Annotated in this window: 13 protein-coding genes and 3 pseudogenes; 7 read left to right on the plus strand and 9 right to left on the minus strand. The window is 65.4% G+C overall.

What is annotated here, in order from left to right; translation table 11 throughout:
• Window positions 1-101: 101 nt before the first annotated feature.
• Window positions 102-1,574, minus strand: a complete 1,473-nt coding sequence (locus ACF1G2_RS30710; protein WP_391801420.1) for a purine-cytosine permease family protein — start codon at window positions 1,572-1,574, stop codon at window positions 102-104.
• A gap of 94 nt (window positions 1,575-1,668) precedes the next feature.
• Between ACF1G2_RS30710 and ACF1G2_RS30715 the strand changes: the two genes are divergently transcribed.
• Window positions 1,669-3,234 carry a PucR family transcriptional regulator gene (locus tag ACF1G2_RS30715; protein ID WP_391801421.1) on the plus strand — a complete coding sequence of 522 codons (1,566 nt, stop codon included), beginning with the start codon at window positions 1,669-1,671 and terminating at the stop codon, window positions 3,232-3,234.
• A gap of 91 nt (window positions 3,235-3,325) precedes the next feature.
• Here the strand turns inward: ACF1G2_RS30715 and ACF1G2_RS30720 are convergent.
• A pseudogene (locus ACF1G2_RS30720) lies at window positions 3,326-4,048 on the minus strand (RNA-guided endonuclease TnpB family protein); the annotation flags it as partial.
• A 291-nt stretch (window positions 4,049-4,339) separates the two neighbouring features.
• On the opposite strand from ACF1G2_RS30720, the gene ACF1G2_RS30725 reads away from it, so the two are divergent.
• Both ACF1G2_RS30725 and ACF1G2_RS30730 read left to right on the plus strand, forming a co-directional pair.
• Window positions 4,340-4,960: a VOC family protein gene (locus ACF1G2_RS30725; protein ID WP_391801422.1), complete on the plus strand. Its 621-nt coding sequence runs from the start codon at window positions 4,340-4,342 to the stop codon at window positions 4,958-4,960.
• Between the two features lie 1,072 nt (window positions 4,961-6,032).
• Window positions 6,033-6,437, plus strand: coding sequence for a hypothetical protein (locus ACF1G2_RS30730; protein WP_391801423.1), 405 nt, complete (start codon window positions 6,033-6,035; stop codon window positions 6,435-6,437).
• 329 nt (window positions 6,438-6,766) lie between these two features.
• Here the strand turns inward: ACF1G2_RS30730 and ACF1G2_RS30735 are convergent.
• Together ACF1G2_RS30735 and ACF1G2_RS30740 are read right to left on the minus strand one after the other, a co-directional pair.
• A pseudogene (locus tag ACF1G2_RS30735) lies at window positions 6,767-7,081 on the minus strand (RNA-guided endonuclease InsQ/TnpB family protein); the annotation flags it as partial.
• A 127-nt stretch (window positions 7,082-7,208) separates the two neighbouring features.
• Window positions 7,209-7,856 (minus strand): annotated as a pseudogene (locus tag ACF1G2_RS30740) (RNA-guided endonuclease InsQ/TnpB family protein); the annotation flags it as partial.
• 392 nt (window positions 7,857-8,248) lie between these two features.
• Here ACF1G2_RS30740 and ACF1G2_RS30745 point away from each other — a divergent pair.
• Complete coding sequence (locus ACF1G2_RS30745; protein WP_391801440.1) at window positions 8,249-8,680, plus strand: ATP-binding protein; 432 nt, start codon at window positions 8,249-8,251, stop codon at window positions 8,678-8,680.
• Window positions 8,681-9,376: 696 nt separating this feature from the next.
• Window positions 9,377-10,174: a BTAD domain-containing putative transcriptional regulator gene (locus tag ACF1G2_RS30750; RefSeq protein ID WP_391801424.1), complete on the plus strand. Its 798-nt coding sequence runs from the start codon at window positions 9,377-9,379 to the stop codon at window positions 10,172-10,174.
• Between the two features lie 191 nt (window positions 10,175-10,365).
• Here the strand turns inward: ACF1G2_RS30750 and ACF1G2_RS30755 are convergent, their stop codons facing one another.
• A complete protein-coding gene (locus ACF1G2_RS30755; RefSeq protein WP_391801441.1) occupies window positions 10,366-10,731 on the minus strand; it encodes a roadblock/LC7 domain-containing protein in 366 nt (121 codons plus the stop codon).
• An 873-nt stretch (window positions 10,732-11,604) separates the two neighbouring features.
• Between ACF1G2_RS30755 and ACF1G2_RS30760 the strand changes: the two genes are divergently transcribed.
• A protein-coding gene (locus ACF1G2_RS30760) for an IS5 family transposase (protein ID WP_391801425.1) occupies window positions 11,605-12,449 on the plus strand; the annotation gives its coding sequence in 2 pieces (ribosomal slippage) (window positions 11,605-11,935 and window positions 11,935-12,449; 846 coding nt in all).
• A 13-nt stretch (window positions 12,450-12,462) separates the two neighbouring features.
• On the opposite strand, the gene ACF1G2_RS30765 is transcribed toward ACF1G2_RS30760, so the two are convergent.
• The 3 genes from ACF1G2_RS30765 to ACF1G2_RS30775 form a co-directional block, all read right to left on the minus strand.
• The gene (locus ACF1G2_RS30765) at window positions 12,463-12,969 is read right to left on the minus strand and encodes a hypothetical protein (protein WP_391801426.1); all 507 of its coding nucleotides are present in this window, start codon (window positions 12,967-12,969) and stop codon (window positions 12,463-12,465) included.
• Between the two features lie 79 nt (window positions 12,970-13,048).
• Window positions 13,049-13,915 (minus strand): PhzF family phenazine biosynthesis protein, encoded by an 867-nt coding sequence (locus ACF1G2_RS30770; protein ID WP_391801427.1) that lies wholly within the window; start codon window positions 13,913-13,915, stop codon window positions 13,049-13,051.
• A gap of 477 nt (window positions 13,916-14,392) precedes the next feature.
• A complete protein-coding gene (locus ACF1G2_RS30775) occupies window positions 14,393-15,181 on the minus strand; it encodes an MBL fold metallo-hydrolase (protein ID WP_391801428.1) in 789 nt (262 codons plus the stop codon).
• 88 nt (window positions 15,182-15,269) lie between these two features.
• On the opposite strand from ACF1G2_RS30775, the gene ACF1G2_RS30780 reads away from it, so the two are divergent.
• The gene (locus ACF1G2_RS30780) at window positions 15,270-15,869 is read left to right on the plus strand and encodes a CGNR zinc finger domain-containing protein (protein ID WP_391801429.1); all 600 of its coding nucleotides are present in this window, start codon (window positions 15,270-15,272) and stop codon (window positions 15,867-15,869) included.
• A 593-nt stretch (window positions 15,870-16,462) separates the two neighbouring features.
• Here ACF1G2_RS30780 and ACF1G2_RS30785 read toward each other — a convergent pair.
• Window positions 16,463-17,431 (minus strand): DMT family transporter, encoded by a 969-nt coding sequence (locus tag ACF1G2_RS30785; protein WP_391801430.1) that lies wholly within the window; start codon window positions 17,429-17,431, stop codon window positions 16,463-16,465.
• Between the last annotated feature and the right edge of the window lie 200 nt (window positions 17,432-17,631).

Below are 17,631 nucleotides of genomic sequence, written 5' to 3' on the forward strand. Positions count from 1 at the left end.
AAAGAAACCAGCGCACGGGCGGGCAGAGCGAGGTGGGAAGCGATACCATTTCGGCCCTATAGGTGTCGGAAGCTACAGCGATCATGCTCCACCTCCTCGCATCATGACTGCGGTATGTCCGCTGCGGCCCGCCCCTCCCGGCGCCCAGCTCCGTGCGCCGGCCAACGGCGGGACAGCGCGAAGTGCAGCGCACCTGCCACCAACATGCCGCATAGCCAGGAGAAGTCAGTGTTGCCGAAGGCCCTGGCGAGCGGTCCTTGCATGATGGGGACCAGACCGTACTGCCAGCTCCAGCCAGCGAGAATCCCCACGCCCAGACTGAGCAGGGCCCTGCCCTTGACGCCTCCGGCAGGGCCTTCTTCCTGGTAGAGCTCGGTGACGTCGATGTGACCGCGGCGGAGGACGAAGAACTCGACGAGCATGACGCCAGCCCAGGGGCTGATCCAGACAAGGATTGACGTCATCCAATTATCGAATGCGTGGGCGAAGCTCTCGGACTGCATGAAGAGGACGAGCACTCCCGAGGCCACCACGCCGGAGATCATTGTGACCTTCCAGCGCGCCACGCGGATCCCCACGGTGAGGGCCGCAAGCGAACAGGAGTAGAGATTCAGAATGTTCGTCGCGATCGGTCCGTGCATGATCAGCAGCAGCACCGGCAGCGCCATGGCGCCGAAAGACGCTATTACCAGCTGGGAAGGGTCGCCGCTGTTCCCGGCGCTGGCAAGACACGCGCCAAGCGCGGCAAGCCACACGGTGGGGAGGTACATCCCCAGCGCCGTCGCCCAGAAGACCTTCCGCCCCGACGTGCTGGGTTTGACGAACCGGCTGTAGTCAGCCGAATAGGGTAGCCAACTCACCCCCCAGCCGATACCGATCGCGGTGAGAAGCCGCGTGACCGCGGTGAACTTGTCGCTGGAAGCCGCGGTTCCAGACGTCCAGTTCAGATCGACCTGAGTCAGCGCGAGGATGGTCATAGCGGCCATGACGAGGGCCGTGAGCGGCACGGTGTACTTCTCAAAGGATCGAATGGCATAGAAGCCGTAGACGGCAAGGCTCAGCTGGACCAGCATGACGACCCCGGCCACCACATATTTCAGGCCCTCGCCTCCGTGAATCCCGAGCTTGGCCAGCATGGCGACCGCCAGGTCGAGGATGACCCAGGTGTTGACCCCGACCCAGCCCATGGCAAGCAGCCCCTGCACAATGCCCGGCACGATGGCACCCCGTCGGCCGAATGCTGCTCTTCCCAGCAGCATCTGATTGACCCCGGTGCGGTGCCCCATCAGGTTGAAGAGGCCGAAAATCGCACAACCGAAGAGGTTACCGACGGCCACGACGAGCAGCGTTTCGACCAGGCTCAGGCCCAGCGTGACGCCCAGTGCACCAAGTACCCAGTTGATGGGGGCGATGTTCGCTCCGGTCCAGATCCAGAACTGCTCCCAAGCAGTGGAACTCCGAGCAGCAGCGGGCAGGGGATCGACTCCGTGAGAGTCGAATGTCGCCTCCGCTGCCGGCGAAGCAGCTTCATTGCGATGCGATGGCATGGCGGCCTCCGAGACCAGACTGCCCACGAGGTGATGCTGGTCACAAAAACAGCAGGTCGCGGTGTAGGGTCAGTGGAGATGACGCTCTGCAATACCCACAAAGGGTGGTTAAGTAGACACCATGCTAACGCTGCGCACTCTCTGCGAGAATCGCGAGCTTGAGCTGACGGTCTTGGTACCTGGACCCACGGGCGCACTCGATACCGAAGTCTCGTGGACACACAACACCGAGCTACCCGATCCTTCGCCATACATCCGGCGCGGTGAACTGGTGATGACCAACGGCCTGTGGCACATCGCGGGACATCCGGCAGAAGCCTTCGTTGACCGGGTGCAGAGCGTCGGCGCATCCGGGATCGTCTTCGGACTGCGGCGTGAAATGCAGGCAACACCAGTCGATGTGATCAACGCCTGCCGCACGGCGGGCATGCCCCTGCTCGAGTTGTCAGTCAATGTCCCGTTCACCGCGCTGTCCCAGGCCGCCGCCCAGACATTGGCGGAACACCGGCAGAGCACTCTCATGGCGTCCGTCCGGCGCGGCAACGCGCTGGCCGATGCGATCAGCTCCGGAACCGGAGCCGGCGGCGTCCTGCGAGTACTGCGTCGCGATCACGATCTACGCCTCGCGGTGGTGGACCGCATGGGTCACCTTCTGGGCTCCGCCGGAGCAGACCTCACCGAGGATGACCTTGCGGTGGTGGCACGAGCCGTCGCGCGCCGCCCGCCTCCACTGGAGCTGACGCTGTCGAACGACTCGGCGGTGTTGTACCCCGTAGGGGCTTTCGGAGAAGCCGACGCGGTGCTCATGTGCCTCAGGCCAGCCGCCTCTCTCGACGAGGCGGAGCACGGAGCTCTGGAACAGGCCGCGCACTTTCTCAGCATGGAGACTGCCCGGCTGCACGCCGTGCAAGCCACAGAAATGCGCTTCGCAGGCGAGCTGGTCGACATGATCTTCTCAGGCGCGAGCGCGTCACGAGAATTCGCCGCCCGCCTGAAGACCTTCGGAATCGAGGCAGGTGACCCGCTCGCCGTGTGCGCCCTCGCCGTCACGGACGAAGGTGCGGCAGTCTCGCCTGTGCCTGCCAATGCTGTGATGGCCTACTTTGTGTCCGAGGGCGTGCCGGCCGTCGTGGCCCCGGGTGGACGCGACACCGTGGCGATCTTTCCGTGGCGTCTTACGGAGGAACAACTTGCGGCGTCGATGGCCCGGCTGCTGGGCGTACTGGACGGGCAGTTCCCTGAGCAAAGAGTAGTGCTGGGCCACGGCGGACCGGCCGGGGACAGCACCAAGCTGAGAGTCCCGCTGATGGAAGCGCGAGAGGCGTGCCAACTGCTGGCCCGCGGCAGTTCCGCGTCCCGAATGGCTCGATTCGCGGAACTGCCCTCCCACAGCGCGTTGCTGGGGCGCTTGGACGGGCAGGTCGTGCAGCGCTTCGCAGATGCGCTCCTGACACCCCTGCGTGATCACGATGTCCAACGGGGAGCCCAGCTGGAGCTCACCCTGCGCACGTTTCTTGCCAACGAGGCGCAGTTTGCTGCCACGGCCGACGCCTTGTACATCCACGTGAACACGCTGCGGAAGCGGCTCACCCGCATCGGTGAACTGACTGGCCGCGACCCTTTGAAGTTCGAGGGTCGGGTCGACCTGTTCCTGGCTCTGGAGGCCGATGCGTTGATGAGAACTTGAGGGTCTGCGGCCTCCTGAGTGCCTTGACCACCTCTCCGCCCTGAAGGACGGAGATTCCCGTCGGCTCGCCCCGGTGGGGGTGGAGCTTCGGGTGGGTTCCTGCTTCTTCGCGCTGTGCTGGGAGAGGTCCTGGTCTTACCCGCGCTCGACAGGCTGGTACCGCCAGTCCGGCGGCCTTGGCGACGTTGACCGCCGCGTTGATGTCCCGGTCCAGGACAGACCCGGCATCCCCCGCATTCCCACACACGGATGTGGAGGGGTTTGGGGCCGTCCTTGACGCCACAGTGCGAGCACACTTGCGAGGTCGGCTCGAACCGGCCGATCTTGATCAGGGTGCGCCCGCGCCAGGCGGCCTTGTACGCATGGTCAGGAATGCCGACCAGTCGGCGTCGTGGACGGACTTGGCCAGCTTCGTGCGGGCGAGCCCTTGACCGCCAGGTCTTCCACACCGATCACTTGGTCGTCGCGGATCTGCTTGGTGGAGAGCTTGTGGTGGAACTCCCGCAGAGCGTCGACCACCCGTGCGTGAGCGCGGGCGACCCTGAGCCGGGCCTTCGTCCTGTTGTTGCTGCCCTTGGCCTTGCGGCTGTGTCTCTAGCGGGCCTTCTTAAGCTTCCTCTCCGCCCGGCGCAAGAAGCGCGGGGCTGTCGATCCTCGCGCCGTCCGAGAGGATCGCGAAGTGCGACAGGCCCAGGTCGACACCGACCTCGCATGCCGCCTCGGGCGGTGCATCGCCGTCCCCGGTCTCGACCACGAAGGAGGCGAAGTACCTCCCGGCCGCGTCCTTGACCGCGGTCACCGTGGACGGGGTGGACCGCCGGAAGCCCCGATGTCGGTGGTGAATCAACTACTGCTCGCCGTGAAAGCGCACGCTGACACCACTGGGAACGAGGGGGGTGTGGTGATGAACTCCTGATGCAGAACCTGCACCAAATCGACGGGTGGATCGGGATATGTGCCTTCGATGTGGCACTCCGGAGGCGGACCGCGCACCACCTGACGTCGCCGCCAACAAACTCGAGGGAACAAAGGTGTACGCGCATCTGCTGCCCGGCACTCACAGCGCCGCCCACACCTGCAAGATCACGAGTGAATCGAGGTACTAGTGTCCGAGCCGACGCACATCGAGGACCGACCGGAGGGCGAGATCGACTGGCCCACGGTCGTCAGCGCCACGGAACTGTCCAACAGCTTTCTCGGCAATTTGATCGAGATCTGCTTTGTCACTCGCAACCACCGACGGACCATGGAAGGGCTGGTCCGCCTCGGGATCGGACCCTGGCGGATCTACACGTTCGACTCGCACACGGTGACACAACGCACCTACCAGGGAACCGAGGCGGACTACGCGATCAAGGTCTGTTTCGCCGATGTAGGCGACCTAGCCGTGGAGATTATGCAGCCGCTGTACGGTCCGTCGATCTTCCAGCAATATCTCGATGAACATGGCGAGGGCATACAGCACATCGCCTTCGACGTTGGAGGGCGGCCTTGGCCTGAGCGGATCGAGGAGTTCCAAAGCCGCGGGTTTCCCGTGAGCCAGTCCGGCCAGTTCGCTAATCAGAACGCCTTCGCGTTCTTCGCTACGCAGCAGGCGACAGGCACGACGTTCGAAACGTACGACATCCCCCCCGGCTTCGTCTGGCCCGAACCCGAGGAGTGGTTCCCCGCGCCCCCGCCGGGCGGGCAGCAACCTCCGGCACACACCCAGAGTCACAGTACGTGACGACGTACCCACACAGCTTCCACATCTGACACAGGAGTGCAGGAGGCCAACGCGGTTGCAGTTGCGGCCCCGTGATGGACTCGGGCGATGAGCGCCTCGCAGGGGCGATGACAGCACGTGCCTCACTTCTCGGGCAGCCAGTCCGCGATCGAGGTCCCCGATAGGAGATCGACGCGAGGGTGCGCTCGCGGATCACACGAGGACGCCACTCTGTACAAGGAGTTGAAGGATGTCGGGTGCCACCGGCGAGACGGCCCGGAGTCGGTAGCAGATCCTCCGCGAGGGCCGAATAGGTGGCCGTGATGGCGTACATTCCTGCCCGAACTGGACGCATCTGACGCCTCGGTGCTCCCTTCTGGCCCTCAGCAAGTGGAAGGTATCCCGACGTCATGACTGCCGACGCCCTGGAAGCCGGCGGTGTACCCAGCCAGAAGCCCTTACGGCAGCCGGGCGGGGTCCCGACAACCATGGTCGTGACGCTGATAGGCAGTCGGATCTCCATGGTGGCGTCCCCTGGTGAGTCATCGTCGCAATCAGGGGGCGCCACCCAGACCGGAAATTGGTCGCTTTGGGACATGACTCCCTGCGTGGTGGTACAGGCGCTCACCCGACCGCTGGTAGACCGGATCGGGCCCGCGGTCCGTCTCGTGAACCACCGATCTGGACAGCGCGACCGCAGCCGAGGTTCCCCTGTTCCATAGCGGGAACCTGCCGTCCTTACAACGCTTGCTGGCTCTGGTTGCGCGTATCGGCGCGAACCGAGCGACCTGGAGACCTGGCCAAGGAGGTGTTGGTTCCGGGGGCGGTCGAGCGCGGGCCAGGTGCTGCTGGAGCGGACCACCAGCCGCGGGTGGCGAGCCCTATTGGGCGAGCTTATGCCCGCTTCAGGTCTCGCGCCATGGGTGGCGAATCAACCACCGATCGCGATAAAGGCGCACGTGTTCACCACTGAGAACGCGGGTCGTGAGGTGCTGAAATTGTTCCACCTCCTGATTCCAGGATCTGCACCAACGTGACGGAGCATCGGGCCATGTGCCCTCGATTCCAATATCGGAAAGATCGGGGAAACCAAATGAAGCTGATCCGGAAGCGTTCGGCGAAGGCCGTCGGCATCGCTCTTGCTGCGGTCGCTCTGGCAATGGGCACGGCGACGAGCGCGTCGGCCGGAACCATCGCGCATGCGTACACCACCGACGACAACCCTGGTGGCCACGCGTGGCTGATGGACGAAGGTGAGCAGTTCCGCGTGCAGGACAAGGATTCTGACGGCTACCGAGCCTCGGGCTATCTTCGCTTCAACGGGAACACCTACCGTCTCGACGACGCCAATGGTGCCGCCACCGGGGACAGCGGCGGCTGGGTGAGCAAGGACTTCAGCATCGCCGAGGGCACCAGGTACGAAGTCATGGTCTGCCTGCGAGATGGGGCCGACGGCGTGGCGAAGTTCTGCAGCGCCTGGCACGCGGGCCTGGCCTGAGGCGCGCCAAGTCTCTGATGCCAGGCAATAGGTGGGGCCAGCCGTGTCAGGACGCCGGCCTCCGTGGCACCCGTGCCGCTGAAGGCCGAGCCTGACGGGGGTGACCCCTGGGACCTAGTGCTCGGGGGTCTTCTTCCTGGAGGTTTGACATCCTCACTGCCCTGAAGGGCGGAGATTCCCGTCGGCTCGCCCCGGTGGGGGTGGAGCTTGGGGTGGGTTCCTCTTCTTCGCGCTGAGCCGGGACGGGTCCCGGTCTTACCCGCGCTCGACAGGCTCGTACCGCCAGTCCAGCGGCCGTGGCGACGTTGACCGTCGCGTTGACGTCCCGATCAAGGACGGCCACACTCTCCGCAACTCCACACGCGCTGGTGCAACGGCTTGGGGCCGTCCTTGACGCCGCACTGCGAGCACACCTGTGAGGTCGGCTCGAACCGGCCGATCTTGATCAGGGTGCGCCCGCACCAGGCGGCCTTGTACTCCAGCATCGAGACGAACTGCGGCCAGCCAGCGTCGTGCACGGACCCGGCCCGGTGTGTGCGGGCGAGTCCCTTGACCGCCGGGTCCTCCACGCCGATCGCTTGGTTTTCGCGGATCAGCCGGGTGGAGAGCCGGTAGGACTCCTGCCGTGCGTCGGCCACCCGGGCGTGTACGCGGGCGACCTCGAGCCGGCCCTTCGTCCCGTTGCTGGACCCCTTCGCCTTCCGACGTCCTGCTGGGCCTTCTCAAGCTTCTTCTCGGCCAGCGCAGGCAGCGCGGGCTGTCGATCTTCGTTCCGTCCGAAAGGATCGCGAAGTGCGACGGGCCCAGGTCGACACCGACCGCACCGGCCGTCTCGGGCAAGGTCTCGTCCGCACCGGTCTCTACGACGAAACTCGCGAAGTACCTTCCGGACCCGTCCTTGACCACCGTCATCGTGGATGGGGTGGACGGCAGGGACCGGGACCCCCTCACCCGCACGTCACCGATCTTCGGCAGCCGAGCAGATTCCCGCCGGCAGTGATCCGCCAACCGGCAGGCCGTGAACCGCACGGCCTGCCGGTTGCCCTTGCCGGGGCGCTTTCCTTTGAGACTGTCGAAGAAGTTCTGGTAGGCGGTATCCAGATCCCTCAGGGACTTCTGGAGGATCACCGACGACACCTCACCGAGCCAGGCCCGCTCGGGAGTCTTCGTTACGGCGTGAGCCGCTTGGACAATAGCCGACGGGACGATCGGCAACCCAACAGCACGGGCTGTCTGTTGAACGCCCAGCGCGTCGTTGAACACCACCCGATCGCACCCGGACACCCTGGCCAACGCCGAACCCTGAGGGCCGTTCGGGTACATCCGGAAGGAGTACCTGAGCTGCATGCCGTGGGTGATAAGCGGCCACTCCGACCGGCACCCGGAGAGGCAGCGAGCTCCGGCGCTGCGCGCCTCCATACCAACGATGCGCTTTACCCCCGCCCTATAGGGACGGAGCACTGCGCAAGACCAGAGCTGGACGGTTGTCCGCCGCAGGTTCCGCGACAAGGTCAGTCCTCGGGCGTTCTGAGCTGGCGATTCTTACCGGCACCCGAGTAGCACCGGACATGGGAAGGCAGGCCCTTCGCAGCGGCTATCTGCTGCGATCCCTACTGGTGGCCATGCTGAGCCCCTCCTCGGGTCGACAAGATCTTCGCCCCAGGTGGCGAATCAGCCACCGGTCGACATAAAAGCGCACGTGTTCACCACTGAGGACGCGTGGGGTGAAGTGGTGGAATTGTTCCGTCTCTTGATTCCAAAGATCGTACCGACTCGAAGGGTGGATCGGGGCCATGTACGGAGTACGCCATATGGAATTCTGCGCTTCCCTGGTCGATGACCCAGTGGCTGTACGCACAGCGCGTCAATTCACCGTCGAGACTATGAGAAGGATCGGACTGATCTCTGCGAATAGTCCGGCCGACCGTGACGGGGGTGAGGCGGCCGTGCTAGTGACGTCGGAACTCGTGACGAATGCTTGCAGACACACCCCTGGTGTTGTAGGCCTTCGGCTTATATGGGATGGCAGCACACTGACAATCGAGGTCGACGACAAGGACAACATGGCGTGCTCGCCCGCCGTCGTCCCCGCGCTCGAACGCGGTGATCACGGGGGATTCGGGCTGGACCTCGTGGACCAACTGTCTGACACATGGGGCACATCCTGCTACCGCTCGGGCAAGACGGTGTTCGCCCGCGTGCAAGTCACGGCAGGTGCGGGGCCCACTAACGAGGCTGTGTGACCCGTGGATATATGGCGCAGTTGTACTCCCGCAAACATGAATTCTTGGAAACTGCAAGTAAGGGATGAAATAGAAAACCCTTACCCGCACCCGTGTGCCGATGCCCTCGACGTCCGCATAGTCGGGCTCATGTGTGAGGGAATGCCTGATGTTTCGATTGGCAGAAAATTGGGCATCGGCTTGCGGACTGTGCAGCGTCGCGTCGGCATAATGATGGAGAAGACCGAAAGTCCGAGTCGATTCACATTCGGGGTAAATCTGTACCGCATGGGCGTGTTGCGTGAACAGCTGCTGCGGACCAGAGAGACGCTCGTCGGGCGCGATGCCAGCTGAGAATGAGTGAACCAAAGTGCGCGCTGGGGAAGATTGGTAGATCGACAGCCTGCAAGGCGATCCGTCCTACGTCGCGTCATCAGCTCTACTCAGTTCTCGGGTTTACGGCTCTTTCCGGGCGGATTGAACTCAGCCGGCCGGGCGACTGAGTTCCTCAGCGCTCTGGGTGCTGCGGTTCGCCCGCACCCCAAGCTCTCTGCGACTGTCGCAGTCGCAGACTTGTGAACCTGACGTGGCATACCTCGGCCAACGCTCGCACCTCAGGTTCACAAACCGAGCGTGCGCTGCGCTACAGGCTCACGGCGTCGGTCCCGCGACGGGTGACAGCAAGCAGCGCAAGCGACTGCAGGGAAGAGGACATCCATGTTCGTACGTCTACTGGGTCCAGTGATCGTGGAGGGCGAGGCCAGCGCACTTCGCCCTGCTTCAGGCCGCGCACGCACACTGCTGGCCCTGCTTGCCTCGAGGCACGGCCACACTGTCCCGGACGAGTCGCTCATTGAGCGAATCTGGGGCGCCAACCAGCCCGTCGATCCGATGGATGCCCTCTACACTTGTGCGAAGCGTCTGCGAAGATCCATCCGTCAAGTGTGTGACATCAACCCAGTCCAGCGGCGTCAGGACGGGTACTTGCTGAGCAAAAAAGCTGTGACCGTTGACATCACCTGCTTCCGGACGGGCGTCCAAGAAGCCCGCACCGCTACCCGGACCGGGCAGGACCACGCAGCGCTGGAGCTCCTCACTCCTGCTCTGGAGCTGTGGAGAGGTACCCCACTGTCCGAAGTACCCGGACACTGGGCACACATGATGCGTCGTACGCTGTGCCGCGAGTATCAGCAAGCCCAGCTCCTGCGTGCCGAGATCGGTCTCCGGTTGGGACACCATGCCCAGCTCTTGCCAGCCCTGTGGGAGGTAACGAGCGACTTTCCGGGCGACGAGACAGCGGCCGGACTGCTGATGATCGCGCTCGACCAGTGCGGCCGACAGCCCGAGGCACTTTGTCACTACAGAAGACTGCGCCGCTGGCTGGCCGATGAGATCGGCGTCGAGCCGGGGCCATGGCTACGCCACCTGCACGAAAGCCTGTTGTGCGGGGCGTCCCTCATCCAGCAGGTGCCGCAACCGGGGTCTGGCGAATCCTGTGCTGACGCTCGCGTTTGACTTCGCTTCCATCGTCATGCGTGTCGAGCGTGATGCCGGACTGCATCTGGCATGTGAGGGGTTGAGGTGGCGGCGACTATCGGAGCACTGGTCTGTTCAACGTGAAGTGCTGGCCTTGGCAGCGCGTGACTGGGCAGCGAGCATGGCTGCCTGCTCTGCGACAGAAAGTCAGATCAGCCACGAAGGGGTCCCTATTGAGTCTTTGAAATCAGGTGCTCGATTCGTGGGACGAGGTCGCGCATGCGCAGCCCCATCTGAACTCCGTCCACGTCCTCGTCGGCGAGGACCGCAAGGAAGGCACTCGATCCAACGGCCATCAGGAAGAAGAAGCCGGCACTCATGTCCATGGCGACCAGGTTGATTCGGCCGCTGCTGTCCGGCAGCTCGGGGGCGATAGTACCCGCCGCCCTTTGGAGCCACGTGCACGCTGCCGCCATCCGGTCGGCAGCGTCGCTGACTGCATCGTGCTGACCAATGCGTACGCCGTCCGAGGACAGAACAATGACACTCCTCGTATGCGGGACCTCATCCGCCAGATCCTTGAGCATCCAATCCATGATGGTCTGGTTGGACTGCGAGTGATTCATTCCTCAGGGAACCTTCCTAGTCCGTTCGGACCGGTTAGCCGTCGACCCATGCGGCACTCTTCGCCAGTAAGAGGCGAGAGTGCCCAGCGGGTGATGCCTTATGGTCTCGCGCTGCGATCTCGCACTCGGGAGTCATCACCTTGAGATCAGGATCTAGCAGTGCGCGCACTGTATTCCGGGAGGAGGGGTGGCGCACGCAGGGCGCGGCCGATGTCCGTTCCCTGACGCAATGATACGGACGGTCGAGGTCCGCCCGGGTGCACACCGACGACTGCTGGGTTGAAGCCGAGCGCGGGGGCTCCCGCCCGTCGACGGTCGGTGCCCTTTCCACCAGCAGTATCACCTGAACAGGCACGATCCCTGCATCCTCGAACAGCTCACGATGCGATGCCTGAGGCGACCGCCTCGGGATCGCGCCGCGGTCGGCTGGTCCGCCCGGAACTGGTGTGAAACGTAGCGGGACGCAGGCCCGGCTTGAGGTTCGCAGTGCGGCCTCAAGGACGGCCCCAAGCCCCTGCAGCAGCGCGTATGGGAATGCAGGGCGTACGGGGCCGTCTGGACCGGGACGTCAACGCGGCCGTGAACGTCGCCACGGCCACGGGACTGGCGGCACCGGCCTGTCGAGCGCAGGTAAGACCGGGACCTGTCCCGGCACAGTGCGAAGAAGCAGGAACCCACCCCAAGCTCCACCCCCACCGGAGGGAGCAGGCGGGAACCTCCGTCCTTCAGGGGAGAGGATGCCAACAAGCACCGCAACTGCCGCGACTCTCGTCCTCTGGTCAGCAAGGGGTCGAGCAGCGGCCTAGGGCGTTTCCTTCGGATCATCCGATCGTTGGTTGATCTGTGTCGTTGACTGACGCCCAGTGGGCGAGGATCGAGCCGCTGCTGCCGGACCGGACGCCGAAGCGGGGTGGCCGGTGGCGTGATCACCGGCAGGTGATCGACGCAATCGCGTGCAAGTACCGCACTGGAACGCCGTGGATGGACCTGCCCGAGCACTTCGGCTCGTGGAAGGGCGCCCACAACCGCCTGCGGAAGTGGGCCGCTGACGGCACCTGGGAGAAGGTCTTCACCGCTCTGCTGGCCCAGGCCGACGCCGAAGGCGATCTCGACTGGGTCGTCGCGGTCGACTCCACCGTCGTCCGGGCTCATCAGCACGCCGCCGGGGCCCGTCAAAAGGGGCCCCGGCCAGCGACCCGGACGACCATGCCCTTGGACGGTCCCGCGGCGGACTGACCACCAAGATCCACCTCGCCGCGGACAGCCGATGCCGTCCGCTCGCCTTCGTCATCACGCCCGGCCAGGCTGGTGACGCACCCGCGTTCGCCCACGTCATGGCCCGCTTACGAGTGCCGCGGCCGATCGGCCGCCCCAGGATCACCCCGGAGTTGGTCCTGGCCGACAAGGCCTATTCGTCTCGGGCGATCCGTAGTCATCTCCGTCGGCGCGGCATGCGGGCCGTGATCCCGCAGCCCGCCGACCAAACCGCGAACCGCAAACGCCTCGGCAGCCGCGGCGGCAGGCCACCGGCCTTCGACCGCGAGGCATACAAGCAACGCAACACGGTCGAGCGGTGCATCAACAAGCTCAAGCAGTGGCGCGGCCTTGCCACCCGATACGACAAGACCGCCACCATCTACCTGGCCGGCCTTCACCTTGCAGGGATCTTCATCTGGTCGGACAGATGACCCCCAGGTGTGGCTAATCTGCCCGGTCGAGTGTGACTTCGATGTCGATCGGAGCGGACCGCCACATCGCGCTGAAGAGCGGGTCCTGGTCAACGAAACGGCGTGTCTCCGCGAGCGCATCCGCTCTGGGCTCGCCGATGGCAGCGTGATCGAAGCCGCTATCTCCGCCACCGCTGATGTGCAGGTCTGCCCAGGCGGGGTCCTCGGCGAAGCATGCCTGGAACTCAACCTTCCAGTACTGGGGCTGCCAGTACTGATCCTGCCGATCGCCGTCCTCGTTGACCGCCAGCAGTCGTCCAAGAGACAGCGCGGGCCGGTTCTGGGTCCAGTCCCAGACGCCCCACTCAACGATGAAGCCGTCCCCGTCGTCCTCAGGCCCCTCAATGCCCTCGAGCGGTACCTGCACGAACTCCTCAAAGGCAGCCCACGCCGCCTCCATGGTGCAGGCGCCAGCGGCCACGCCATGCCGGCCCAGTATTTGCTCGAACGCTGCGGCGCTGGACCGCCATGAGATGGACATGCCGTCAGGCTAGCTGCACCGATCACCCCCCCCTCCAGCCTCAGGACAGAGGCCCGCTTCGTGGTCCAAAGGAAACGGCCTAGCCGATCCGGACGCCTGTCCCGCTTACGCGCACCCGCTCGTCCTCTGCGCATAGTTCCACGGTCAGCACTCCCGGGCGGCCCATGTCGGCGCCCTGGTGGAGGGTGAGCACCGCGTCGTCCGCCACCAGCCCGAGTTCCCGAGCGTACGCGCCGAATGCGCCCGCGGCGGCGCCGGTCGCCGGGTCCTCTACGACACCGCCGACCGGGAAGGGGTCCCGTACGTGGAAGACATGATCCGACTCGCGCCACACCAACTGCACGGTGGTGAGGTCGAGCTGGTGCATCAGCACTGTGAGACGGTCGGTGTCGTACGCGAGGTCGGCGAGCCGTTCTCGGGTAGCCGCGGCGATCACCAGGTGGCGGGCGCCAGCGAAAGCGATCCGCGAGGGCAGGGCGGTGTCCAGGTCGCCAACGGGCCAGTCGAGCGCGGCCAGTGCCTCGGCGAGGTCCGTCTCGGCGATGTCCTCGGTATGCGGCCTGACCGTGGTGAGCGTCGCCCGCAGGGTTCCTTCCGTCTCGCGGACCGTCACAGGCACGACGCCAGCTGCCGTGGCGAAGGTCAGGTCGCCCGGGCCGATGCGCTCGCCTAGGGCGACCGCAGTAGCGACGGTCGCATGGCCGCAAAACGGTACCTCAGCCTTCGGGCTGAAGTAGCGGATTGTGAAGGTCCGACCGGGTTCCCCGTCGAGGCCCTCGGGAGGTGCGGTCAGGAAGGCCGACTCGCTATAGCCGAGGTCGGCGGCGATGGAGAGCATGGTGTCGTCGTCGAGCCCGGAGGCGTCGAGGACCACGCCGGCCGGGTTGCCACCCTCGGGGTCGGCGGAGAACGCGGTGTACCGCAGGACATCGGGCTTCGTCGTCATGCTCGCGGGAACCTGCGGAGCTGGCCGATTGTTCCCGGCGGCTCCCGGCACGGCGGGAAGCCGCCGTGCCGGTACAGTCCCCACCAACCGACGGTCCGCTGGGCGGAGAAGCCGCCCCACTTCCCGTCTGAGAGTTTCGCCCGCAGCCTGATGCTGTACCAGGGCGCCTGGGGGGCGTCACGGTGAGGTCGCCGTGGGGCACCGCGGGCTGGGCTACCTGCACGATCTTGGTGATCGCCTTCCCAATGCCCGGACTGCGGGAGGTCTGCCGTGACATTCTCTCCGTTCAAAAGGACGGAGATTCCCGCCTGCTCGCCCTGTGGGGGTGGCGCTTGGGGGTGGGTTCCTGTCGCGAAGTCCTGCGCTTAGCGCCTCCGGACCGAGGATGCGCTTCCCCCTGCCCTAAAGGACGGAGCCCCGCGCAAGATCAGTGGTTGGCGGCGACGTCTTCTCCAGCGGGAGTCTCTGCGGCTCAGCTCAGACGCGCTGGCCCCAGTCCAGACGGTCCGCCATGCCGGCGGTGGCGAAGGCGGCTGCCAGCTCCTCATGGCCCTCGGTGAAATGTGCCCAGCTGTCGTAGTGGGCAGGCACCACACGGCGGGCGGCAAGCAGATGGGCAGCTTCAGCCGCCTGAGCACTGTCCAGGACGATCACCTCACCATTGAAGAGCCCGGCAAAACGTGGCGCGCCAGCGAACAGGATGGCGGTGTCCACCGGGGCGAAGCGCTCGGCGATTTCCTTGACGGCGTTGAGGGATGCGTTGTCGCCACTGACGTAGACGGTGGGCAGGCCCTGCCCGGTGAGGATGAAACCGACGACTTCGCCGCAGATCGGCTCGACCTCGTCGCGTCGGCCCGGGCCGTGGATGGCGGGCACGCCGGTGACGGTGACCGTACCGCCGTCGGGGCGGTTGAGTTCGATCGATTCCCAATCAGGCAGGCCCGTAGCTCTCTCTCCGAGGCGCTGTGCGCCACTGGGCGTGGTGAGGGTGAGGGGAATGTTGGCGAGCAGCGCCCGGCCGGAGGTGTCGAGATTGTCGGCGTGCTCGTCATGGGAGAGGAGTACTACGTCGATGTGGCCGAGGTCAGCGGGGTCGCCGACGGGAGGGGCGGTCTTGGTCAGGACCACGGCGGGTGTCTGGTGGTCGCCGGGAGCGTCGAAGGTGGGGTCGGTCAGGAAGCGGAGACCGCCGTACTCGAAGAAGGTGGTGGGACCACCCAGGACGCGGACCGGAAACTGATCGGTTGCTGCAGATGGAGCAGACACTTCAAAGCACCTCACGGATAGATGTGGGTTAACCGTGAGAAGACCGTAGCCATTTCTCACGGAAACGCGCAAGCCGTACCATGAGGACATGGAGGAGCCCGTGATCGAAGAGCCCACCCTGCCGCCGGCGCAGGGGGAGGAACAGCACCTCTCCCTCGCCCTGGCCAACAGCGTGATCGCTCTGCCCGGCGGACATACGGTCGATCGTTTGGGGACTCCTGACCAGGCCAACCACTGGCTGACGGAGCGGGGCCTCGCGCCGGTCGACGTGGGCATGCGGGAAATGTGTGCGGCGCAGCTGCGCTCGCTGCGTGAACAGACCAGGTCGCTGTTCGCCTCCCGCGCTGCCGGGCTTCCCGCCCTGCCCGCCGCCGTCACGGCCATCAACGACGCGATGACCCGCGTCTCCGCCGCCCCGCTGCTGCAATGGGACGACAAGGACGGCCCCTACCGCGCCACCCGTCACCCCACCACCGAGATCCTCGACCATGCCTTGGCGGCCCTCGCAGCCGACGCAGCCGACCTGCTCACCGGCTCAGAGGTCGAACGCCTCACCTCCTGCGGCTCCCCGCCCTGCAACCGCTACCTGCTCCGCCACGGCCGCCGCCACTGGTGCTCCACCCGCTGCGGCGACCGCGCCCGCGCCGCCCGCGCCTACGCCCGCCGTAACCAGCCCAAGGCACCTTGACGGAGCACCGCGCGCCCCCAAGGGGCCCTGCACGACTCTACGAAGACCCCGCAGGTCGTACTCGGCGTGCGCGTCCTGCCAGGGACGCCGGTGCAGGCCCGGGAGCCTACGCCGTCGACAACTGCAGCCGGGTCCGTCCTGGCAGGCACGGGCACCACGACCGTCTACGCGTCTCCCAGCGACGACCAGCCAGAGATGAGGGCAAAAACGATGATCGCCGTACACATGGGAAACATGTCGTTGCCCTCCAGAAACAGACCATCAAGATGAGGCAACTGCAGCGCTACCACCAACACGGCGCAGGCCTGCAGAGTTGCTGCAGGTACGACGACCGACGGCACGTGCCAGAAGACACCCCTGCGTCCCGCGGACACGGTTACCTGCCCAAGAGGTAGCAGCCACCAGGGTCGGCGAGGAGTCATCGGACTCTCCCGGCACACGCGAACAGACTGCGCAAGTCACGCATCACAAGGGCACCAACCTTGAGCCGCTCGATCGGAAGAGTGATTCTGGACGGAGCACACTGCACCGCTTGTTGAGTTGCCTATGGGACTTCCTGCACGGCGCCCGGGTGAGTTTCGCCGGGTTACCGGTCAGGGTTTGGCACATGAATCGCTAGAGGTCATCGGGTGCTCCCGATCCGGGCCCGTGCTCTCATCCCTTGCAGGCACAGGCGGTTCCTTATGGAACCCTTTGACGCGGTTCTCTGCGTAGCCCATGCCGATGAGCACGACGAGACCGCCCACCACGAGGTTCCAAGTGACCGGCTCGTTGAGTACGAGGACACCGGCCACGACGGCCACGACTGGCACGACGTAATTGACGGCGGAGGCGGTGACGGCGCCCATGTCGTTGATGAGACGGAAGTACAGGATGTAGGCGAGGCCCGTGCTGAGCAGGCCGAGAGCGACGATGCCAACGGTCACGCGGCCGGTGAAGTTCGGGGTGCCCCACTCCAGGAACGGGGTGACAGCGGCTTGGATCGCGGTAGCGGCGATGAGCTGAGAGGCGGCACCTGCCAGCGGTTTGACGCCTCGGGGGGAGAGGAACTTCCGGACGTACACGAAGCCGATGGCGTAGCTCAGAGCAGCGCCCAGGCATGCCAGCTGCCCGCTGGCGGAGCCGAGTCGCTCGCTCCACGGGCCGATGAGGAGAACTACACCGACGAAGCCTGCAACCAGTCCGATGGCTTTGCGGCGTGTGGCCCGTTCCTCGGGCAACGCGAGGGCGGCGACGGTGAGGGTGAGCAACGGGGTGCCGCCGATGAGCACGCCCGCGATGCCGGCTCCGGTCGTCTTCTCTCCGTAGGACAGGAGCAGGAAGGGGATGACATTGCCGAAGAGCGCGGCGCCAGCGTAGTGCCCCCACACCTCGCCCGAGCGAGGCAGGGCAACCTTGCTGACCAGAGCGATGACGACGAGCAAAAGTGCGCCCATGAACAGTCGGCTCAGTACTAGTTGACTCGGTGTGACCCCGTGGAGGGATACCTTGATGAAGGTGAAACTGCTTCCCCATAGGACGGCAAGGAGTATGAAGCGGGCCAGGGACGCGTAGTTTTTCATGTCTCGTTTCCTTCCGCGCCGGGTGAGTCTCGACGCGGTTCCGCTGGAACTTGTGGAGGCCGTGTTCGGGTGGCTGGACCGTGGCAACAGCTGGGTGGGGTGGGTGGTTAGCTGGCGAGGCGTGCCCAGACTTCTCGGGTGTCGGGGGTGATGTGGGTTCCCCAGTCGGTGGCGAGGGCGGAGACGATGAGGAGGCCGCG

This window comes from Streptomyces sp. NPDC013457 (assembly GCF_043089925.1).
In the GTDB taxonomy this organism is placed as follows: Bacteria; Actinomycetota; Actinomycetes; order Streptomycetales; family Streptomycetaceae; genus Streptomyces.